Raw genomic sequence first — 21,841 nt, forward strand, 5'->3', positions numbered from 1 at the left:
GGTGTCGCACAGGCTTTCCTGCTTCCACGGGCACCGCGTGTGGAACCGGCAGCCCGACGGCGGATTGGCCGGCGAGGGAAGGTCGCCGGCGAGCAGGATCTGCTCGCGGCTGTCCTCCACCACCGGATCCGGCACCGGGATCGCCGAGNATCGCCGAGAGCAGCGCCCGCGTGTAGGGGTGCAGCGGGTCCTGGTACAGCTGCTCCGACGTCGTTTCCTCGACCAGCGCGCCGAGGTACATCACGCCGATCCGGTCGGAGATGTGCCGGACCACCGCGAGGTCGTGCGCGATCACCAGGTAGGTGAGACCGAGCTCGTCCTGCAGATCCTCCAGCAGGTTCACCACCTGCGCCTGCACCGAAACGTCCAACGCGGAGACCGGTTCGTCGGCGACGATCAGGTCCGGCTCCACCGCGAGCGCCCGCGCGATGCCGATGCGCTGGCGCTGACCGCCGGAGAACTCGTGCGGGTACTTCCGCAGCGAGGTCTCCGGAAGACCGACCGCGCTCAGCAGCTCGCGCAGCCGTTTCGCGGTCGATTCCTTGTCCTTGTCGAGCCCGTGCGCTCGCATGCCCTCGACGAGGATCGATTCGACCGACTGGCGCGGGTCCAGGCTCGACATCGGGTCCTGGAACACCATCTGCATCCGCCGCCGCGCCTTGCGCAGCTGCTCGCCCTTGAGCTGCGCGACGTCGGTGCCGTCGAACACGACCTTGCCGTCGGTCGGTTCGTTGAGCCGCAGGATCGCGCGGCCGAGCGTCGACTTGCCGCAGCCGGATTCGCCGACCAGGCCGTAGGTTTCGCCGCGGCGGATCGACAGGTCGACCCCGTCCACCGCGAACACGTGGCCCACCGTGCGGTCCACGATGACGCCGCGTTTGATCGGGAAGTGCACCTTGAGGTCGGTGACCTCGAGCAGCATCTCGTCGGTGTTCGCCACCGTCATCGGGTTCCTCCTCCTGCCGCCACGGCGGGTTGCACCGGGTTGTGGCAGCGCAGCAAGCCGTTCCGGTCGGGAACCAGCTCCGGCGAATTCTCCAGGCAGGCCTGTACCGCGTTGGGGCAGCGCGGTGCGAAGGCGCAGCCGCCGTCCCACGGGATGTTGTCGGCCACCGAACCGCGGATCGGCACCAGCTTCTCGCCGCGGCCCTCGTCGAGCCGCGGGATCGAGGCCAGCAGGCCGTGCGTGTACGGATGCCGAGGCTGCGCGAACAGCGAATGCCGTTCCTGGCGCTCCACGATCCGGCCGCCGTAGAGCACGTTGACCTCGTCGCAGAGCCCGGCGACGACGCCGAGGTCGTGCGTGATCATCACCAGCGCGGTTCCGGTGTCCTGCACCAGTTCCCGCAGCAGGGCGAGGATCTGCGCCTGGATCGTCACGTCGAGCGCAGTGGTCGGCTCGTCCGCGATGAGCAGCCGCGGACGACAGGCCAGCGCGATCGCGATCAGCGCGCGCTGGCGCATCCCGCCGGAAAGCTGGTGCGGGTACTCGGAAAGCCGCCGCGCCGGGTCGGGAATGCCGACCTTGTCGAGCAGTTCCGCCGCTTCGATCCGCGCCTTCTTGCGCGGCATGTCGCGGTGACGCTCCAGCACCTCGGTGATCTGCAGCCCGATCGGGATCACCGGGTTCAGCGAGGACAGCGGGTCCTGGAACACCATGCCGAGATCGCGGCCGCGCCGGTCGCGCATTTCGCGGTCGGGCAGGGTCAGCAGGTCGGTGCCCTCGAAGCGCACCGAACCGCTGACGGTGTTGCCGCGCTTGGCGAGCAGCCGCATGATCGCGAGCGAGGTCACCGACTTGCCGCAGCCGGACTCGCCGACCAGCCCGACCGTCTGGCCGGGTTCGACGTCGAAACTCACGCCGTCGACCGCGGTGAACGGACGCTCGCCGCGGCGCTGAAACACGACCTTCAGGTCGCGGACTTCGAGAAGTGCCACGGGGTCACCGCCGGTTCTTCGGGTCGAGGGCTTCGCGGAGGGACTCGCCGAGCAGCGTGAACCCGAGCGCCACGATGATGATCGCGATCGCCGGGTAGTAGGCCAGCTCGGGCCGGATGTCGAGGAAGTGCTGGGAAGCGTTGCCCAGCATCAATCCCCACTCCGCGCGGGTCGGGTCCGGGTCGCCGAGGCCGAGGAACGACAGCGCCGCGGCCTCCAGGATCGCGGTCGCCAGGGTCAGCGTCGCCTGCACGATCACCGGGCCGAGCGAGTTCGGCAGCATGTGCCGGAACACGATCGTCGTCCGTTTCACGCCGAGCGACGTCGCCGCCAGCACGTGGTCCGCCTCGCGCTGGGCGAGCATCGAACCGCGCAGCAACCGGGCGAAAATCGGCACGCCGATGATCGAAACGGCGAGGATCACCGTCCACTGGCTCGGCTTCGCGAACAACGACGCGATCGAAATCGCCAGCAGCAGCGAGGGAAACGCCAGCAGCACGTCGACCACGCGCATGAGAACGGTGTCGACCCAGCCGCCGAAGGCGCCCGCGAGCCCGCCGATGAGCGCACCGATGAGCACGCCGATCACCGTGGCGAGCACGCCGACCAGCAGGGTCTGCTGTGCCCCGATGAGCAGCCGGGACAGGAAGTCGCGGCCGAAATCGTCGACACCGAGCGGGAACCCGGGCTGGGCGCCGGGAATGATGCCCCGGCCGAGGATGACCTTGTCCTGCAAATACCGGACCTGCGGGTCCTTCGGCGCGAGCAGCGGCGCGAAGATCGCCAGCAGCAGGAACAGCAGGATGATCACGCCGCCGACGATGGCCACCGGGCTGCGCAGCATCCGGCGCAGCGCCTCGGCGCCGAGGCTGCGCCCGCCCGCCGACGCCGCGGCGAGCTTGTCGATCGGCTCTTTCTTCTTGTTCAGCAGAGTGTTCACCGCACACGCACCCTCGGGTCGATGAGCCCGTAAGAAATGTCCACGAGCATGTTCACGAGCACGTAGACCAGTGCCCCGAGAAGCAGCAGCGCCTGCAGCCGCGGGTAGTCCCGCTTGTCGATCCCTTCGGCGAGAAGGAATCCGAGGCCGCGGAAGTTGAACACTCGCTCGGTCAGCACTGCGCCGCCGAGCAGCGCGCCGGTCTGCAGGCCGATCGTGGTGACCACCGGCAGCAGCGCGTTGCGCAGCACGTGCCGCTGGCGGACCACGGGCTGGGTGAGGCCCTTCGAGTTCGCGGTGCGGATGAAGTCCTCGTTGAGCACGTCGAGCACCGACGCACGGGTGATCCGGGTGATCACCGCGAGCGGAATGGTCGCGAGCGCGAGCGCGGGAAGAATGAGGTGCTTGATCGCATCCCACACCGCGTCCCATTCGCCGGTCATCATTCCGTCGAGAATGGCGAAATGCGTGACGACGGTGGCGTCGATGCCCGGTGCCTGCCTGCCCTGCGACGGCAAGCCAAGCGGCGTGGAAAGCAGGTCCTGCATCATGTAGCCGAGGAAGAAGATCGGCACCGCGACGCCGACCAGGGTCAGCACGATGATGACGTTGTCGACGATCTGCCCGCGGAACCGGGCCGCCAGGTAGCCGAACGAGATCCCGAGCACCACGGCGATGATCATCGCGGTGATGCCCAATTCAATGGTGGCCGGAAGGAACGTGCCGATTTCCGACATCACCGGCCGCGACGACACGAGCGAACTGCCGAAGTCGCCGGTGATCGCGCGGCCGAGAAATTTGAAGTACTGCACGAAAATCGGCTGGTCGAGGCCGAGCACGTGGTTCAGGTTCGCCAGTTTTTCCGGAGTCGCCTTGTCCCCGAGCAGAGCGGACGCGGGCCCGCCGGGGAGTGAGCGCAACCAGGCGAACACCAGGATGGACAGGATGAGCAGCGTCGGGATCGCTTGTAGCAGCCGACGCACGAGAAAACGGAGCACGAGTAGTCCTTTGTGTACAGCCCGGGAACGAGGCCAAGGGCAGGCGCGGTAGCACCTGCCCTTGGCCTGGCTGCTCAGCGGAGCACGTCAGCCGATCGTGACGTTGTTGAAGCGTTCGTCGGTGAGCGGGCTGGCCACCACGCCCTTGATCTTCGGGCCGACCACGATCGCCGGCGTCGGGTANGTCGGGTAGGCGATCGGAACGGCGGGCAGGACGTCCATGATCTTCTTGTTGGCGTCCTGGTACGCCTTGGTGTGCGCCTCGCCCGCCGGCGAAGCGTCCGCCGCGGCGAGCGTGTTGAAGACGTCGGTGTCCTCAAGGCCGAATTCCGGCTTCGGGCGGCCGAAGAAGGTGCCGACGAAGTTGCCCGCGTCGTTGTAGTCACCGGTCCAGCCGAGCAGGTGGATGTCCTGCTTGCCGTTCTGCTGCACGTCGTCCTTGTACCCGCCGTTCCACGACTCGGCGACCGGCTGCACGTTGACGCCGATGGCCTTCAGGTCCTCGGAGATCGCGGTGTAGGTGTCGGCCGGGTTCGGCATGTAGGGCCGGGTGACCTCGGTCGGGTAGTAGAACTTCAGCGTCATGCCCTCGGCGCCTGCTTCTTTCAGCAGCTGCTTGGCCATGGTCGGGTTGTACGGGTACTTGGTGACGTCGTCGGTGTAGCCGGAGATCGCCTTCGGCACGAACTCGGTCGCGACCTCGGAACCCTCGGCCAGCTTCGAGCGGACGAACTGCTCGCGGTTGATGCCGTAGGCCAGCGCCTTGCGCACCCGCACGTCCTTGAGCAGCGGGTTGCCCTTTTGGTTGATGCCAAGGTAGAGCAGGTTGAACGACGGGCGGATCAGCACCTGCTCGCCGTCGTTGCGCAGCAGGCCGTAGTCGGCGGGGGCCGGGAAGTCGTACCCGTTGATGTCGCCCGCCTTGAGCGCCTGCTTGCGGGCGTTCTCGTCCGGGATCACCTTGAACACGAGCTTGTCCAGCTTCGCCGGCGCCGGCATCGTGCTGGTTTCGTTGCGCACCAAGGTGATCTGGCCGTTGCCCTGGTCCCAGCTCTCGAACTTGAACGGGCCGGTGCCGGTCGGGTGCTTGTAGGCGTACTCGGAGTACGTGATCGAGGTGCCGGAGCCGGTGACCTTGTCCGCGTTGTACTTCTTCAGCGCGGTGGGGCTCTGGATCGCGAACGACGGCAGGGTGAACGCGGCCGGGAAGGCGCCCTTCGCGCGGGTCAGGTTGAGAACCGCGGTGTGGTCGTCCTTGGCTTCGCAGCTCTTGTAGAGCGGTTCGCCCTTGGTGATGCCTTCGTTGTGCGCGAAGCCGCCCCAGACATCGCCGTAGTAGATCATCTGGCTCTGGGCGGTGGCGCCCTTCATGTTGTACCAGCGGTCGAAGTTGAAGCAGACCGCCTTGGCGTCGAACGGGGTGCCGTCGCTGAACTTCACGCCCTGCTTGAGGTCGAAGGTCCAGGTCTTGCCTTCGTTGCTCGACGTCCACTTCGTGGCGAGCGACGGGGCCAGGTCCGCGGTGCCCGGCTTGTTCTGGATCAGCGTGTCCAGCATCTGCCGGGTGATCCGGAGCGTCTCGCCCTCGTCGGCGAAGATCGGGTCGAACACCTTCGGGTTGCCGGTGTTGCCGAAGACCATGGTGCCCCCGGACCCACCGCCTCCGGCCTCGTCCCGCTTCGATTCCGCGCACGCGGACAGCGAGACCGCGAGCGCGCCCGCCAGCCCGATCAGAGCTGCCCGGCGTGTTCGGGTCAGCCGCAATTGCTGCATCTGGCACCCCTTGGGAATGTTCGGTGTCTCGAAATGCACCGTCGGCGGTCAGTTCGGGAAGACCAGTGCGATCGGTGTGTTCGGTGACACTAGCGGGAACTCGGCCTCCGCTTAAGCACGTGAGGTTACGATCGCGCTACGTAAGGCCCAAATTGAGTGCAATGTGTCGGCAATTATGCGCGCAGCGTAGCGAAAACCGCCGGTTTGGTACGTTGAGTGGCGGTTTGCTCACCCGGTTGGCCTAACCGCCCGGGTTGTCCGTTCCGGGTGCCGTGGATGTTCCGGAACCCCTCCGGAGGGCCTTTGGAGTTGCCCGCGAAGGACGCTGAAACGGCCCGAATGCACACGAGTACCCGGCGCTCGCACATTCCGCGCAATAGCCGTTTCGCCTGCCGTAAACGATGTCGAGCCAGGATTCCGGTTGTTCAGACCAGCTGGTCCGCGGCTTCCCGGGTACCGTCGACGGCGAACCAGCCGCGCTCGAACAACTGCCAGCGGCGCAGTTCGGCACGCGCCGTCTCGCCGTCCCGGGCGACTGCCCTGGACAACCGTTCAGTCTCGGTGCCGCCCTCGATCCAGCACAGCCACGACAGCCGCGACCGCAGCGCGCGGCGTCCGCTCGACACCCCCTCCAGCACCAGTACCTCGGGAACCTCGACGCGCACCAGCTCGCCGGGACGCGGAGTGCCGGAGGTCCAGTCCATCCGCCGATACTCGCCGGGCAGGCCTTGTGCCAGCGGCGTCAGCACTCCGTCCTCCAGTCGCGGCCACCACGCGACGGGGTCGTCCCAGGTGGCGAAGGCATCCGTGCTGACCAGCGCGGCACGCGAGCCGAGAGCTTCGACCGTCTCGGCGGCGAGAGTGGACTTCCCGGCTCCAGACGGACCGTCGATGGCGAGCACTCGAACACCGCCGAGCCGGGACGGCGCGGCGAGCAGCGCGGAGATCAGCGAACGCGTGCCGGCCTCGCTTCGGGAAGGCCGTCCACAGTGTCCGGCGCGGTCGTGCGCTTATCCAGTTCGGCGATGCGCGCTTCGAGGTCGCGCTGAGCGTCTTCCAGCTCGCAGCGCAGCAACGCGGTCTCCTCGACCGCGGTCCGCACCTCTTCCTCCAGGTGCCCGACCTCGGTCGAAAGCTGCAGCGAAACCATTGCGAGGACCACTCCGGACAGGAAGAAGACGAAGTTCGACGGGGTCTCCACGCCCGTCAGGTGCGCCACGAAGTTCGCCACCGCCGGCACCACCGCGAGGATCACGACGCCGATGGCCACCACGAGCCAGATGCCAGCGTACTTCTCGCGCAGCTTGCGCCGCCGCATCATCTCGATGACGACGAACAGCACGAGACACGCGATGACGATGCTCAGTACCCGCCAACCTGCCATGGAGGGCCTCCTTACCCGGCGTCGGAAGAATCGGCGGACGGACGGCGGCGGACCAGCGCCAGCAGCAGCGCCAGCCCCGCGCGGCCCAGGTAAACGGCGGATTTCACCGGCGAATGGCTCGGCGCGCCACCCGCCCGCTCCCGCATCAGGACCGGGGTTTCCGCGATCGCGAGCTTCGCCCGGATCGCCAGCACGAGAGCCTCGATCGTGTCGCCGAGGTATTCGGCCGGGTAGCCGGCGGCGAACAGCCGGATCGCGCGCGGTCCCATCGCCTTGAACCCGGACGTGACGTCGCTGAGCTTGGTCCCGGCCAGCTTGCTGAACACCAGCGACAGGACGGCCATCGCGTACCTGCGCGGACCGACGGCCCGGTACGAGCCCTTGCCCGCGAACCGGGAGCCGATCGCGAGGTCGGCCCCCTCGTCGAGCAGCCGCAGCAGCGCGCCGACCTCGGCCGGATCGTGCTGTCCGTCGGCGTCGACCTGGACCACGGCGTCGTAGCCGCGCGAGACGGCGTAACGGAACCCGGTGCGCATCGCGCCGCCCACGCCGAGATTCACCGACAGCCGGACCACCCTGGCTCCCGCCTCGCGGGCGAGTTCGGCGGTGCGGTCGAGCGAACCGTCGTCGACGACCAGCATGTCCATGCCGGGCAGCGACCGCTTGATCTGGGCGAGCACCGACGAGACGCTGTCCTGCTCGTTGAAGGCCGGGATCACGATCAGCACGCGGCGGGTGCGCACAGGTGTCGTCATCGCCGCTCACTTCCCCCGCGGGACGCGGGTCCCGGGCACGGCGGCGGAACCGGCGGCCTCGGACTGGCCGGTGATCTGGTAGATCGTCGCGTCCGCGTTGCGGAAGACGACCCGGAACATCGGGCCCTCGGCGATCCGGGCCACGCCGGCCGACTGGATCGCGGTGCCGGAGCCGGCCAGCCCTTTGCCCTGGATGACGTAGCGCACGCCAAGGTCGGTGAGGTTCTTTCGGACCCGCGGGTTCTCGCCGACCTGGTCGACCCACGCGCTCAGGTACCCGGCTTCGGTGCCCGGCTCGGCACCGTAGAAGTTCCACTCGACCGGTGTCACACCGGACAGCGCGTACATCCACGCCGAACCGTCGGCTTTGTTGTTCATCACGCGTTCGCCGGGCTCGGTGTGCTGCGCGAGCCAGGCGTACGCGGCTTCCTCCCCTTTGGACACCGTGGGGCCGTCCTTGTAGTTGGCCGCCATCCGCTCCGCGTTGCGTCCGGCGTAGCCGCCCCCGCTCAGCCCGCCGAGCACCACGGCCAGCAGCAGCACGGCGACGCCGGTGAGCGCGACCGGCTTGAGCTTCACCCGGGGCTGCGTCGTGCGGACCAGCCAGGCGACGAAGGTGTGCGTGAACTCGCCGAAGGCCACGGCGCCGGCGAGCGGCACAAGCGCGGCGATCCGCCAGTGGTCGTTGTAGAAGACGCTCGTGACCGACCGCACGAGGTTCGATTCGAGCGACACGGTGACCAGGAACAGGCCGCCGAACACGACGTACGCGCCGACCAGCCACAACATCCGCCGATGCCGCACCATCAGCACGATGCCGATGAACGCGGGCACGCCGACCCACCACTGCGGGAACTGCGACATCGGGGAGAAGGTCAGCGTCTCGCCGAGGCCGCCGGCGACGGTCGCCTCCGGCGGCCAGTGCGCACTCGTCACCCCGCTCACGTTGTACAGCGACGGCAGCACGAGGGGCACGCCGAGCGCGATCGCCAGCCCGACGGCCGCGATCAGCGAAGGCGCGCTGCGCCGCCATTCGATCTTCTCGTAGCGCAGCAGCACCGCGAGCAGGATGAGCAGGAAGTACCCGCCGAGCACGAACACGAGGCTGGTGTGCAGGCCGCACAGTCCAGCGACGCCGACTCCGAGCGCGACCGGGCCCGCGATGCCGTCCGGCTTCAGCAGGTACCGCGCGAGCACGAGCATCGCCGGGATCAGCGCGACGCCCGCGACGTACGGCCACAGCGGACCGCGCCACAGCGAGTCGTACGGGAACGCGCTGAACCACGTGGTGACCGCGGCGGCCGCGGCGGTGCCCAGCGCAGGCATGCCCCACACCCGGCACAGTGCCGCGACGCCGACCGGCACGGTGAAAATCACCGCCAGCGCGGCCAGGTTCAGCGTGGGCATCATGGTCAGCCCGCCCTTGCCGAAGACCAGCGAAAGCAGCGCGTGGTAGGTGTCCGGGTAGAAGTAGTTCGTCTGGTCGGGCAGGTTCGCGATCGTGCCCACGGTGGACGGCCGGGCGTCGCCGTGTTCGGCGATCCAGCGGATCAGGTTGCCGTGGAACGGCGCGTCCCAGCCCTGCTGGACGGTGTTGATCCCGTTGGTGCCGCGCAGAAAAGCGACCGCGCCGACGGCAAGGCCCGCGGCCACGCCTGCCGCCATCACGACGTGGTCGCGCAGCGGGAGCTTCGGAAGTTCCTCGACCGTCCAGTCCGGATGGCGGCGCGCGCGCAGCCGTCGCACGGCGAACGCCAGCCCGAAGCCGGCGATCGCGAGCACCAGCGTCCAGAGCGCGACGGCGAGCATCGTCCAGCGGATGCCGAGCCCGCCGAGCACCGGGACGCCGAGCGCGACGACTCCGAAGGTGAGCAGAGGCGCGGTGGCCGCGAGAGTCCATCCGCGCAACCGGACGGCAGCCCCGAAGACGAGCCCGGGCACCCAGAATGCGAGCAGCACCAGAAGAACGTTCATCGAATTCGCGTTCCAACCGTGAGCACCATTTTGCCTTCGCCGCGCACCGATGCCGGAGGCTGCGAAGTCACACTACTGCGGCGCTATTCCGATCTTTCATCGGAGTGGCGAGTTGCCCTCGCCGGCGAATTGGCGAGAACGAATGCGAGCACAACCGCGAGGCCGGTCATTGGCGCGGCGGCGAGTGCGACGACCGCACGAAACACGGTGTCCCCGGGCACTGCCAACAGCAGCACCGAAGCCGTGGCCGCGACCACCGCCCAGGTGATCAACACGCGCTTGGCCTGGGCGCGCGCGACGAGCACGGCGGTGAGCAACTGCATGGGCACCAGCAGCACCGAGGACCAGGCGAGCCCGGCGACCGCCCAACCGTCCACCTGGTAGCCGGCACCGTAGACAAACTCCACCGCCCACGGGCCGAGCAGCAGGCCGACCAGCGCGCCGAGCGCGGCCAGCGCGAGCGAGGCGAACGTGCCGAGCAGCAGCACGCGACGCAACCGGTGCCGTCCGGCCTCGCTCGTGGAAAGCCGTACGACGAACGGCACCGCAAGCGATTGCACCGGCCCGACCAGCGTCAACGGCAACCGCGCGATGACCAGCGCGGCGAAGACCGCACCGAGCCGGTCGCGGTCGCCGCCCGGGGCGAGCAGGCCGACCAGCGCGGGATATCCGGTGATGACGCTCGCCGTGAGCGCGGCACCGAGCAGCAGCATCAGCATCCGGCGGACGGTCACCGGCCAGCCGTCGCCCTCGGCCCGGACGTCGAGCAGCCGCCAGCCCTGGCGGACGAACAGCAGCCAGGCGAACGAACCCGCCGCGACCGCCAGCGCCAACGGGACCAGCTGGTAGGCCGTCGCAAGGACCAGCAGGCCCAGTACCAGCGCGCGAACCGCCGGTTCGGCGACCACCAGCCAGGCGAAGTGCTTCACCTGGTGCTGCCCGATCAGCACCCCGCGAATGCCGAACTGGCAGGCGAACGCGACGCCGCCGGCCAGCACGACGAGGGCGAGTTCCCCGGTGCCGGGGAAAAGCCGGTCGTTGACCGGCGGGACGAGCAGCGCGAGCCCGAACGCGGCGGCCGCCGCGGCGGCGGTGGCGACGGCCCGGAGCGCACCCCGGCCGGCGAGGCCGCCGGTGAGCGCGGCCACCGCGGACTGCCGGGAAAGTTCCTGCTCAAGCGGGGAAAGCGCGCTGCCGAGGCCCATCAGCAGGCCCCAGAAGGTGACGAACGTGGCGTACTGGTCGGGCGGGAGAAGCCGCGCGCAAGCGACGGTGAGGACGTAGCCGAGGATGATCGACGCGATCAGCGAACCGCCGAGTTTGCCCGCGGTGCGGCGGGTGTCGCGGACGACTCCGGGCACGCTCATCGACGCCGCAACCGTGCGCGCAGCGCGAGGTACAACCCGCGAAACACCCCCGAGCCGAAGCCGGCCGCGAAGACCGGCAGCAGGGTGCTGACCGCGCGTGCCTCGGCGTTCGTGGCGCCGCACTTCTTCACCACCGCGGCGGCCGCGACGCTTCCGGCCACACCGAGCGAGGCCGTAGTCTTCGGCATTTTCACCGCCAGCCCGGCACCTATCACGCCTACAGCGAGCGAACAAAATAACGCGTTTCTCGCTGGACCGGGTGAATTTAGGTAGGAATCCACATAGGTCGTCCCCCGAAAGAATGACTGAGCGTAGAACTTTTGAAACGAATCGCGTCCGTGGTAGATCGCGGAGAACTGCGGGGCCAGAAAAATCCGCGAGCGTTCGGCGATCCAGCGCAGCATCCGGGTGTCGTCGCTGGCGAGCCGGACGTCGTCGAACAGCGATGCGAACGCGGCCGCCGCCCCCTCCAGCAGGTCGCGGCGCGCACAGAAGAACGTGGTGCCCTTGGGGTAGACGTCGAACTCCTCGATGCCGAACGACGTCAGCTTCGGGTCCGCGAAGTACCGCCGCCAGCCGACGGCGACGAGGCCGGACATGAAGCCCGCGTAGGGATTGCGCTCGGAGGCGACGTGGATGTGGCCGTTCCAGACCGCGCGCTCCGGGTGCTCGACCAGCTGCTCGCGCAGGAAGGCGAGGCTGCCCGCGTCGACGATGACCCGGCTGTCCAGCAGCATCAGCCAGTCGCCGGAGGCCTTCGCCATCCCGGCGCGGCGGGCCTCGAACCGGCCGCCGTTGGGCTGGGTCAGCACCGTGATGCCGTGTTCCTCGTGCAGCCGGGCAAGCTTTTCGGGCGTGCCGTCGGTGCTCCCGTCGTCCACGACGAGCACCTCGACCGGCCACCGGGCCGCCTCGGCGGAGGCGATCAGCGCGCCCACGCTGCGTTCGATCCACTCCTGCTCATTGCAGACCGGGATCACGACGCTGAGCGACGGAAGGAGCGGGTGAGCACTCACGCGGCGAGGCTACCCTGCACTTGACCGGCGGGAATGCCCAGTATCCTTGCCGCCGTCGCTAACCCTCTGTTGATTGGGCATCCACGGTGATCTCCTTCATCGCAGGCACCACCGCGGAACTGATCAAGATCGCGCCGGTCTTCCACCGGATCGCCGAGCGCGCAGCGACGCCGAAGCTCTGGTTCACCGCACAGCACGTGGACGAGGTCGCCGACGTTCTGTCCGATCTGCGGCTGCCGGAACCGGATGTGTGGTTCGTGCCTCGTGCGCAGGCGCGCGACCTCGACTCTCCGGCGCAGGTGCCCGGCTGGGCCGCGCAGGTCATGCGCACCGCGTGGAGCCGCCGCGCGGAACTCCGCGCCCAGCTGACCGCGGACGGCCGCCCGCCGCTCGTGCTGGTGCACGGCGACACGTTCACCACGCCGTACGGGGCGTTGATCGGCAAGAAGATCCTGAAGGCCCGTGTCGGGCACATCGAAGCGGGCACGCGGTCGGGCAGCATCCTGTCGCCGCTGCCGGAGGAACTGAACCGCAAGATCGCCGGGAAGTTCGTGGACATCCACTTCTCGCCGAGCGAGCGCGAGGTGCACAACCTGCGGGGCGCCCGCGGCGTCGTGGTGAACACCGAGGCGAACACGGCGATCGACTCGATGCGCCAGGTCGTCGACCAGCCGCTGGACGTGCCGGGCCTGCCGGAGAAGTTCGGCCTGGCGACGCTGCACCGGTTCGAACTGGTGTCACGCGCGGACAAGTACCGTGAGGTACTGGAAATCCTGCGCGCGCAGAGCCGCAAGATGCCGGTCCTGTACCTGGCCGGCACACCAGAGCGGGAGAAGATTCGTGCGCTGGGCTTGGCCAACCTGTTCGACGACAAGTTCCTCGCGCAGCCGAAGATGCGGTACCTGAAGTTCCTGCCGCTGGTCGCGCGAGCCGAGTACGTGGTCACCGACTCCGGCGGGTTGCAGGAGGAATGCGGATACCTGGGCCTGCCGTGCGCGGTCCACCGGGCCCGCACCGAACGGCACGTGGGAATCGGCGGGAACGTCGTCCTGACCGAACTGCGCGGGGACCGGCTGCGGGAGTTCCTGGACACGTACCAGAATCGTCGCCGGGAGTCCTGGACGGACAAGTACCACCCGTCGGACATCGTGGTGAACTCGTTGGCACAGCTGGGTTATTGCTGACCGCTGAGCAACCGGATGTCCCGGACGCAGAAAATCTGGACCAGCTCAGCCATCTTCTCGAAGAACTGAAGCCCCCGGCGACCAGTGCCGACAGCAGGTCCTCTTCCCCAGCCACCGATGTCCGGCGAAAATCGCTTCCGCTGACGGTGATCCGAACCAGCCCTCGCGGCATCCGGTCCAGCGCGAGATCCAGCGGCTGGTCCGGGAAAGAAGATCACTACCCCCGGACACGGTGAGCATGATCGCGCCGGTCAGATCCTCGCCGTACCGCGTGCGCGGCCGCTCGATGCAATCCAGGAGATTCACGAACTCCGTCGTCGGCCAGAGCCGGGTCTGGACAGGGGTCCGCCCAGGTCATTACAGCGCGCGCCGCCCGGACAACGCGCGTCCCAAAGTCAGCTCGTCCGCGAACTCAAGATCCCCGCCCATCGGCAGCCCCGACGCCAGCCGCGTCACCGACAGCCCGGGGAAATCGCGCAGCATCCGCACCAGATACGTCGCCGTCGCCTCGCCCTCGGTGTTCGGGTCGGTCGCGATGATGATCTCCCGGACGTCCGCCTCGCCGATGCGCTTCAGCAGTTCTCGCATCCGCAACTGCTCCGGGCCGATGCCGGACAGCGGGTCCAGCGCGCCGCCGAGGACGTGGTAGCGGCCCTTGAACTCACGGGTCCGCTCGACCGCCAGCACGTCCTTCGGCTCCTCGACCACGCAGATCATCGTGAGGTCGCGGCGTTCGTCGCGGCAGATCCGGCACGTTTCCTGTTCCGAGACGTTGCCGCAGATCTCGCAGAACTGCACGCCTTCCTTGACCTTGCCCAGCACGTCCTGCAGCCGCGCGATGTCCGCGGGGTCGGCGCCCAGCAGGTGGAACGCGATGCGCTGGGCACTCTTCGGACCGACGCCGGGCAGCCGCCCGAGTTCGTCGATCAGGTCCTGGACGACACCTTCGTACAAGTGTCAGCCGCCGAAGCCGAGGCTGCCGAGGTCCGGCATGCCGCCGCCGAGGCCGCCCGCCAGCGGGCCCAGTTTCTGCTCGGTGAGCTTCTGCGCGCTCGCCGACGCGTCACGCACCGCGGCGACCACCAGGTCGGCCAGGGTTTCGACGTCGTCCGGGTCGACCACCTTCGGGTCGATGACGAGGCTCTTCAACTGGCTGTCGCCGGACACCGTCGCGGTGACCAGGCCACCGCCCGCGGTGCCGGTGACCTCGGTGTTGGCGAGTTCCTCCTGGGCCTCCACCAGCTTCTGCTGCATCTGCTGGGCCTGCTGCATGATCTGCGACAGGTCGAAGCCGCCGCCGCCGGGTTGCACCATGATCGCACTCGGTCCTTCCGCGTTTGGGTGTTCCTCCCCAGCCTAGCCGCGAGCCCGGCGCGTCCGTCCCCGCGGCACGCGTGTGCTGTGGCACCGTTGTCGCGTGCGAGCGAAGACACTCCCGCTGCTGACCGGCCTGCTGCTGCTCACAGCGTGTTCCGGCGGCGGCGAGACGCCTCCCTCACCGGCCGCTGCGCCGACGTCGCCGAGCTCAGCGACCCCGAGCCTGTCGTCTTCCAGCCCGCCATTGCCGCCGTCCTCGTCGTCGAGGCCGCCTTCGACGTCCGCGGTGCCGCCGGTCGGCTCGGGCAAGGTCGTGGTCCTCGATCCCGGCCACAACGGCGGCAACGCCGCGCACCCCGGCGAGATCAACCGGAAGGTGCCCGCCGGGCGTGGGCAGATGAAGCCGTGCAACACCACCGGCACGTCGACCAACGCCGGGTACCCGGAGCACGCGTTCACCTTCACCGTCGCGCAGGAGGTCGGGAATGCGTTGGCGGCCAAGGGAATCAAGGTCGTCTACACGCGGCAGAACGACTCCGGCGTCGGCCCGTGCGTCGACGAACGCGCGAAGATCGGCAACGACGCGAGTGCCGACGCAGTGGTCTCGATCCACGCCGACGGCTCCACATCGCCGACCGCGCACGGCTTCCACGTCGCGTACTCGGCACCGCCGTTGAACGCGGCGCAGGGCGAACCGTCGCTGAAGCTGGCACGCACCATGCGCGACGGAATCCGCGACGACGGCTTCGCCACCTCCACTTACATCGGCTCGGCGGGCCTTTCGCCGCGGAATGATCTGGGCGGGCTCAACCTGTCGACCCGGCCGACCGTGCTCGTCGAATGCGGCAACATGCGCAACGCCGACGAGGCCGGGCAGATGTCGTCCGCGGCGGGCCGGGCGCACTACGCGCAGGCCATAGCGAAGGCGATCGAGGCGTACTTGGCCGGTGCCTGACGCAGAGAGCCGAAAGGGCTACTGAGCGGACAGAACACCGGACACCGTCTTCTCCCTTGATCGGTCCCGACTTACCGTCGCTGGGGACCTGTCGAGGAGGCGCCGGTGGCAACTTCACTCCGAGGACGACTGGTACGGCTGTTCGCCGTGACAGCCATGGCGGGCACTCTCGTGTCGACAGGAGTCGCCGAGGCCGCTCCACAGTCGGTGACCGCCGGGCCAGCGCGGTTCGAAGTCCTGTCGCCGACGCTCATCCGCACCGAGTACGCGGGTGACGCCAAGTTCGTCGACGCTGGCACGTTCAACGCGATCGGCCGCGGCAGCTTCCCTAAAACTCCTTACACCGCGACAAAACGCGATGGCTGGCTGACCATCCGGACCAGCGCCGTCCAGTTGCGCTACCAGCTCGGCTCGGGCGCGTTTTCCGACAACAACCTCACCGTCCGGCTGCGTACCGGCGGCCAGGACGTCACCGCGCGGCCGTGGGCGGGCAGGCTGGCTCCGGTCTGCGCGTTCACCACCCTCTGCGAGGCCGAACAACTGCGGCTCAACGGCCCAGGCGCGGCCAGCGACCACCGCGGCTACACCGGTGATGGTTTCGCGGCGGGCTTCGCCAACCCCGGCGACAGCCTGTCCTTCCGCGCCACCGCTCCCGGTGATCACCAGCTGGATCTGCGCTACGCCAACGGAACCGGCGGCGACGGGCAGCACACGACCCGCACTCTCAGCGTCCTCGTGGACGGTGCGAACGCGCGGGTCGTCACCCTTCCGGCTACCGCTGACTGGGACACCTGGACCCTCGCGACCGTGCCGATCACACTGCCCGCGGGAGAGCACCAGGTGACCGTCAAGCGTGGCACCGCCGACTCGGGCAACGTCAATATCGACAGCCTCGCCCTGGTCAACACCGATGCCGCGTACCCGCAACCCGTGCCGCCCGCGCCGACGCCGTGCGCGTTCGGTGTCCTCTGCGAGGCCGAGCAAGGCGCGCTGTCCGGCGGCGCGCACCCGGCCAGCGACCACGACGGCCACTCCGGCAAAGCTTTCCTCGCGGGCATGGAGCGATCCGGCGCTTCAGACGCGTTGACGATCACCGGTGTCCCCGCCGATGGCGCCTACGATCTGCAGCTGCGCTACGCCGACGCGACCGCTGTTTCCGGCCAAACCCAGCCGACCTCGCTGACCCTCCAAGCCGGCGGTACCTCCGCCAACCTGACCCTGGCGTCGACCAGCAGCTGGAATTCGTGGCGCACCAAGGCAATCCCGGTGCAGCTCAAGGCTGGCACCAACACCGTCACACTGTCCTGTCCGGACTCGAACTGCCACGTCAACCTCGACACCGTCGCCGTCACCCCCGCGCATTCGGTGTTGCTCGCCCCGCACGCGCCACTCGGCGGTTATCGACGCGGCCTCGACGGTGTCGACGGAAGTGCGGTCTCCGCACCCGGAATCCTTTACCAGGACGGCTGGTCACTCCTCGACGACACCGCGTCGGCGCTGTACGACCCACGCACCAAGGTCGTCACCCAGCGGCCCAGCAGCGAGAACTACCAGGATGGATACGTCTTCGCTTACGGCCAGAACTACGGCCAAGCGCTGCGGGAACTGGCCCAGCTGACCGGACCGTCTCGGCTGCTGCCCCGCTGGGCTTACGGCGTCTGGTATTCCGAGTACTACGACCGCACAGCCGCCGACTTCGAGCAAACGATCATACCGAAGTTCCGAGAGCAGCACGTGCCGCTCGACATGCTCGTCGTCGACACCGACTTCAAATCGCCGGACCGGTGGAACGGATGGGAAATCGACCCGACCCGATTCCCCGACCCGAAGGCATTCTTCCAGTGGGCACACGACCAGGGCCTGCACACGTCGCTGAACATCCACCCGAGCATCCGCGGCGACGACCCGCAGTTCCCGGCGGCGCAGGCGACCGCGAAGGGCAAACTCCAGCCCAGCTGCGGAAAAGACTGCTACGTCTTCGATTTCGGCGACCCCGACCAGTTGCGCGCCTACTTCGACCTGCACCGGACGATGGAACAGCAGGGTAACGACGTCTGGTGGCTCGATTGGTGTTGCGACGCCTCGAAATCCAGTCTTGCCGGCGTCACCCCGGACGCGTGGATCAACCAGCAGTACGCGGAGCACGGCGGCTTCGCGTTTTCCCGCGCCTACGGTTCGCTGCAAGCCGGTGGATACAGTTCGCCGACCGCCGTGCCGACCGGTCCGTGGGCGGACAAGCGCACCACGCTGCACTTCACCGGCGACACCATTTCCGACTGGGCCACGCTGGCCTTCGAGGTCGGCTACACCCCCGGCGAATCCGCGGCGACCGGCCTGGCTTCGGTGAGCCACGACATCGGCGGCCACACCGGCGGATCGCAGCAGCCGGGCACGGAACCGGGCAGCACGAAGCTGCCGGACGATCTGTACGCGCGCTGGGTGCAGCTCGGGACGTTCCAGCCGATCGACCGGCTGCACTCCAACCACAGCGACCGGCTGCCCTGGCAGTACGGAGCCGCCGCGGACACGTCAGCGACTAAATTCCTTAACCTGCGCGAGAATCTCGTGCCGTACACGTACACGCTCGCGCAGCAGGCCACCGCGACGGGAATGCCGATCGTGCGGCCGCTGTACCTGCAATATCCGGACCAGCAGGAGGCGTACGCCCAGGCTGGCGGGGAATACCTGTACGGCCCGGACGTCCTCGTGGCTCCGGCGACCAGCCCGGGCACCACGGCGACCACGAGCGTCTGGTTCCCGCCGGGCAGCGACTGGACGGACTACTTCAGCGGCAAGACCTATCGCGGCGGCAGCACCGCGCAGATCACCACGGGCTGGGACACGATGCCGGTGTTCGTGCGCTCGGGCGGGATCCTGGTCACCCGCAGCGGAAATGTCGCTGGTGACGCGCACGATCCGCTTACCGCCGCGACCGTCACGGTGGCTGGCGGCCACAACGGCGCGTTCGCTCTCCGGGAGGAGCGGTCCACAACTGCGGTGCGCTACACCGAAAATGCCCACTCGGCAACGCTCGCGATCGGGCCCACGCAGCGCGCTTGGACCGTCCGGTTCACCAATGCCGCCAAGCCAGCCGCGGTGTACGTGGACGGTCGGCGCAGTGGAAGCTGGACCTGGGACGCCGCGGCGCGGACTGTGACCGTGCGAACGTCGCCGACGTCGCATCCGGTGAGTGTGCGGCTGGTGTCGTGAGTGTTGATCGCGGTTAGAACCGTGATCAACACTCACGACGCCACTAGTCCAGCGGACGTGCCCCAAGGTGATCCGACAGCAGCTTGCGGGCGATCTGCTCCGGGTCTTCCTCCGCGGGCGGCGGAGGCGGCGGCGGGACCGGGCTGGAGTCCTCGGAGTAGATGTCGTCGTCCTCGTCCGAAGGCTCGGGCGGGAGCGGGATGTCCGGTTCGCTCGTGGTGACGCGCGGGCGGCTCGGCGCTTCCGCCGCGGGCTTCGGCGGGGCCGCAGGCGCGGCGGCCGCCGGGGGCTGGGCAGTCGCGGACGGACGCGTGAACGACCGTTCCGGAGCCGGTGCCGCCGGTTGCTGCCGAGGAGCCTGTCGAGCCGGAGCGGCAGCCGCGGCCGCGCCGTGCACGCAGCGGACCTGCCATTCGCCGCCGAGCACCTCGCTCAGCCCGGCCGCGATCTTGCTCGCGTTGCCCTGGTCGCTCAGCCGCCGGGCAAGCGGTTCGGACTTGTGCGTCAGCGTGACCGCCGAACCGTCGACTTCGGCGACCGTCGCCTGCGTGAGCATGGCTTCGAGCGCGCGCCCGCCGGTGAACTTCCGCAGCGACGCCAGCAGCTGCGGCCACTTCTCGCGCACCTTGGCCGCGTCGATCCCGCCCGCGGCCGGGGCTTCCTCCGCCGCCGGAGCGGTCGGAGCGGCCGGAGCCTCCGGCGCGGGAGCAGGCGCGGCCGCAGCCGGGGCAGGCGGTTCGACAGGAGCCGGACGGCTGGCCTCCGGACGCGCCGGTTCTTCGGCCGCCGGACGTGCGGCGGGAGCTTCCTGGGCCGGACGCTGCGAAGGCCGCTGGAACCGGGCGGGAGCCTCCGCCGGAGCAGTGGAAGCGGCCGGGGCAGGCGCGGGACCGGCATGAGGCGCGGGAGCCGGGGCAGCGGCGGGACCAGCCGGCGCGGGTGCGCCAGCCGGTCGCCGCTCAAGCCGTTCGATCCGCGCCAGCAAGGCTTTCTCCGCCTCGGTGACCGACGGCAGCAGCATCCGCGCGCAGAGCAGTTCGAGCACGAGCCGCGGCGACGTCGCGCCGCGCATCTCAAGAAGTCCACTATGGACAATGTCGGCGTAGCGGGACAGCGTGGCCGGGCCGAGCTTCTCGGCCTGCTCGGTCATCCGCTTCAGCTCGTCGTCCGGCGCGGCGACCAGGCCGCGTTCGCCCGCTTCCGGGACCGCGCGCATCAGCAGCAGGTCGCGCAGCCGGTCGAGCAGGTCGGTGGCGAAACGGCGCGGGTCGTGTCCGGCGTCGGCGAGTTTCTCGACGGTGCCGAACACTTCGCCCGGATTGTCGTTCGCGAGTCCGTCGATCACCGCGTCGATCAGCGCGGTGTCCGTGACACCCAGCAGCGACACCGCCCGCGGGTACGTGACGCCTTCCGGACCGGCCCCGGCGAGCAGCTGGTCCAGCACCGACTGGGTATCGCGAGCCGAACCGCCGCCGGCGCGGATCACCAGCGGGTACACCGCCGGTTCGACCGTCGCGCCCTCGGCGGCGACGTTGCGCTCCAGCAGCTCCCGCATCGAGCTCGGCGGGATCAGCCGGAACGGGTAGTGGTGCGTGCGCGAGCGGATGGTGGTGAGCACCTTGTCCGGCTCGGTGGTGGCGAAGATGAAGATCAGGTGCTCTGGCGGTTCCTCGACGATCTTCAGCAGGGCGTTGAAGCCCTGCGTCGTGACCATGTGCGCCTCGTCGATGATGAACACGCGGTAGCGCGATTCGGCGGGCGCGTAGAACGCCTTGTCCCGCAGTTCGCGGGCGTCGTCCACACCGCCGTGGCTGGCCGCGTCGAGTTCGGTGACGTCGACGCTGCCAGGGCCTTCCGGCGCGAGCGCGCGGCACGAGTTGCACTCGCCGCACGGATCCGGGGTCGGGCCTTTGGCGCAGTTGAGCGAGCGCGCCATGATCCGCGCACTCGACGTCTTGCCGCAGCCGCGCGGCCCGGAGAACAGGTACGCGTGGTTGATGCGCCCGGCGGCCAGTGCCGTGCGCAGCGGTTCGGTCACATGCTCCTGGCCGACGACCTCGGCGAAGGTCGCCGGACGGTACTTCCGGTACAGCGCGAGAGCCACGAGCCCGAGACTACAGTGAGCACGGTGAGCCCCTCCCGTTCCGGTCGCGGCCGTGCGCCGAGCGGCCCGCGGCCGGGCACTTACCCGGTGCGGTTCGGGACCGCCGAGCTGCTGCGCGACGCCGATCGGCCCAACGCGTGGATGCTTTCGGTCGGCGGGGTGGCGCAGTCCTACGTCGATCTGGACGACCCGGCGAACCTGGAGTTCGACTACGTGCGCCGGCTCGGCGACCTGGTCGATTTCCTTCCGCCCGGCCCGCTCGACGCACTGCACGTCGGCGGCGCGGGCTGTTCCCTGCCGCGCTACGTCGCCGCGACGCGACCGGGTTCGCGGCAGCTGGTCTTCGACGCCGACGAGCCGCTGATCGACCTGGTCCGCGAACAGCTTGACCTGCGCAGCGTCCCGAAGCTGCGGGTACGGATCGAGGACGGCCGCGCGGGCGTGCGCAGCAGGCACGACGCGACCGCGGACTTGATCGTGATCGACGCCTTCGAACGCGCGACGCTGGCCGGCGGCTTGGCGACCGTGGAGTTCGTCACCGATGTGGCCCGGGTGCTGCGGCCGGGCGCCACGATGCTGGCGAACATCTCCGACGGTCCTGGCCTGCCGTTCGCCCGCCGGTTCCTCGCGACGCTGGCGGAGGTGTTTCCGCATGTCGTTCTGCTGGCCGAACCCAGTGTGCTGCGCGGCCGCCGATTCGGGAATCTCGTGCTGGCCGCCTCGCGGCTCGACCTGCCGACCGCGGAGCTGACCCGGCGCGCGGCGTCTTCGCCGTATCCGGCGCGGGTGGTGCACGGGGATGAGCTGCGGCAGCTTCGGGGGAAGGCCGCGCCGGTCCTCGACGCGGAGTCGCTGCCCTCGCCAACGCCGCCGGACGACGTCCTCGGCCTGTTCTAGCGACCCGGGCGTACTGCGTCGTTGGTGCA

Annotated in this window: 17 protein-coding genes and 1 pseudogene; 4 read left to right on the plus strand and 14 right to left on the minus strand. The window is 69.1% G+C overall.

Features of this window, described 5'->3' with window-relative positions; translation table 11 throughout:
* From A4R44_RS06035 to A4R44_RS06085, 11 genes and pseudogenes are all read right to left on the minus strand, one after another.
* Positions 1 to 946 (minus strand): annotated as a pseudogene (locus A4R44_RS06035) (ABC transporter ATP-binding protein); the annotation flags it as partial.
* On the minus strand, positions 943 to 1,938 hold the full coding sequence (locus A4R44_RS06040) for an ABC transporter ATP-binding protein (RefSeq protein ID WP_067577129.1): 996 nt from the start codon (positions 1,936 to 1,938) through the stop codon (positions 943 to 945). The gene A4R44_RS06040 and the pseudogene A4R44_RS06035, both read right to left, overlap by 4 nt.
* A 4-nt stretch (positions 1,939 to 1,942) precedes the next feature.
* Entirely contained in the window at positions 1,943 to 2,878 is a 936-nt protein-coding gene (locus tag A4R44_RS06045) for an ABC transporter permease (protein ID WP_067577131.1), read from the minus strand.
* Positions 2,875 to 3,876, minus strand: a complete 1,002-nt coding sequence (locus A4R44_RS06050; RefSeq protein ID WP_067577133.1) for an ABC transporter permease — start codon at positions 3,874 to 3,876, stop codon at positions 2,875 to 2,877. Before A4R44_RS06050 ends, A4R44_RS06045 begins: the two co-directional genes overlap by 4 nt.
* Positions 3,877 to 3,963: 87 nt before the next feature.
* Complete coding sequence (locus A4R44_RS06055) at positions 3,964 to 5,649, minus strand: ABC transporter substrate-binding protein (protein WP_067577135.1); 1,686 nt, start codon at positions 5,647 to 5,649, stop codon at positions 3,964 to 3,966.
* A gap of 425 nt (positions 5,650 to 6,074) precedes the next feature.
* Positions 6,075 to 6,551, minus strand: a complete 477-nt coding sequence (locus A4R44_RS06060) for a uridine kinase (RefSeq protein ID WP_232791513.1) — start codon at positions 6,549 to 6,551, stop codon at positions 6,075 to 6,077.
* A gap of 44 nt (positions 6,552 to 6,595) precedes the next feature.
* The gene (locus A4R44_RS06065; protein ID WP_067577138.1) at positions 6,596 to 7,033 is read right to left on the minus strand and encodes a DUF2304 domain-containing protein; all 438 of its coding nucleotides are present in this window, start codon (positions 7,031 to 7,033) and stop codon (positions 6,596 to 6,598) included.
* Positions 7,034 to 7,044: 11 nt separating this feature from the next.
* Positions 7,045 to 7,788 (minus strand): glycosyltransferase family 2 protein, encoded by a 744-nt coding sequence (locus A4R44_RS06070; RefSeq protein WP_067577140.1) that lies wholly within the window; start codon positions 7,786 to 7,788, stop codon positions 7,045 to 7,047.
* Positions 7,789 to 7,794: 6 nt separating this feature from the next.
* A complete protein-coding gene (locus A4R44_RS06075; protein ID WP_067577142.1) occupies positions 7,795 to 9,762 on the minus strand; it encodes a DUF6541 family protein in 1,968 nt (655 codons plus the stop codon).
* Positions 9,763 to 9,845: 83 nt separating this feature from the next.
* Entirely contained in the window at positions 9,846 to 11,129 is a 1,284-nt protein-coding gene (locus tag A4R44_RS06080) for a hypothetical protein (RefSeq protein ID WP_067577144.1), read from the minus strand.
* Positions 11,126 to 12,145: a glycosyltransferase family 2 protein gene (locus A4R44_RS06085; RefSeq protein ID WP_067577147.1), complete on the minus strand. Its 1,020-nt coding sequence runs from the start codon at positions 12,143 to 12,145 to the stop codon at positions 11,126 to 11,128. The genes A4R44_RS06080 and A4R44_RS06085 overlap by 4 nt, the downstream gene beginning before the upstream one ends.
* A gap of 86 nt (positions 12,146 to 12,231) precedes the next feature.
* Between A4R44_RS06085 and A4R44_RS06090 the strand changes: the two genes are divergently transcribed.
* Positions 12,232 to 13,329: a UDP-N-acetylglucosamine 2-epimerase gene (locus A4R44_RS06090; RefSeq protein ID WP_067577149.1), complete on the plus strand. Its 1,098-nt coding sequence runs from the start codon at positions 12,232 to 12,234 to the stop codon at positions 13,327 to 13,329.
* A gap of 357 nt (positions 13,330 to 13,686) precedes the next feature.
* On the opposite strand, the gene recR is transcribed toward A4R44_RS06090, so the two are convergent.
* On the minus strand, positions 13,687 to 14,283 hold the full coding sequence (gene recR / locus A4R44_RS06095) for a recombination mediator RecR (RefSeq protein ID WP_067577151.1): 597 nt from the start codon (positions 14,281 to 14,283) through the stop codon (positions 13,687 to 13,689).
* Between the two features lie 3 nt (positions 14,284 to 14,286).
* The gene (locus A4R44_RS06100) at positions 14,287 to 14,643 is read right to left on the minus strand and encodes a YbaB/EbfC family nucleoid-associated protein (protein ID WP_067577153.1); all 357 of its coding nucleotides are present in this window, start codon (positions 14,641 to 14,643) and stop codon (positions 14,287 to 14,289) included.
* A gap of 103 nt (positions 14,644 to 14,746) precedes the next feature.
* On the opposite strand from A4R44_RS06100, the gene A4R44_RS06110 reads away from it, so the two are divergent.
* Both A4R44_RS06110 and A4R44_RS06115 read left to right on the plus strand, forming a co-directional pair.
* Entirely contained in the window at positions 14,747 to 15,601 is an 855-nt protein-coding gene (locus A4R44_RS06110) for an N-acetylmuramoyl-L-alanine amidase (RefSeq protein WP_232791514.1), read from the plus strand.
* Positions 15,602 to 15,706: 105 nt separating this feature from the next.
* A complete protein-coding gene (locus tag A4R44_RS06115) occupies positions 15,707 to 18,811 on the plus strand; it encodes a TIM-barrel domain-containing protein (protein ID WP_067577160.1) in 3,105 nt (1,034 codons plus the stop codon).
* Between the two features lie 43 nt (positions 18,812 to 18,854).
* On the opposite strand, the gene A4R44_RS06120 is transcribed toward A4R44_RS06115, so the two are convergent.
* Positions 18,855 to 20,915 carry a DNA polymerase III subunit gamma and tau gene (locus tag A4R44_RS06120; RefSeq protein WP_067577162.1) on the minus strand — a complete coding sequence of 687 codons (2,061 nt, stop codon included), beginning with the start codon at positions 20,913 to 20,915 and terminating at the stop codon, positions 18,855 to 18,857.
* Between the two features lie 87 nt (positions 20,916 to 21,002).
* On the opposite strand from A4R44_RS06120, the gene A4R44_RS06125 reads away from it, so the two are divergent.
* The gene (locus tag A4R44_RS06125; RefSeq protein WP_198545213.1) at positions 21,003 to 21,812 is read left to right on the plus strand and encodes a spermidine synthase; all 810 of its coding nucleotides are present in this window, start codon (positions 21,003 to 21,005) and stop codon (positions 21,810 to 21,812) included.
* Positions 21,813 to 21,841: the final 29 nt, after the last annotated feature.

Origin of the sequence: Amycolatopsis sp. M39, assembly GCF_001651785.1 — a bacterium.
Lineage (GTDB): Bacteria > Actinomycetota > Actinomycetes > Mycobacteriales > Pseudonocardiaceae > Amycolatopsis > Amycolatopsis rubida.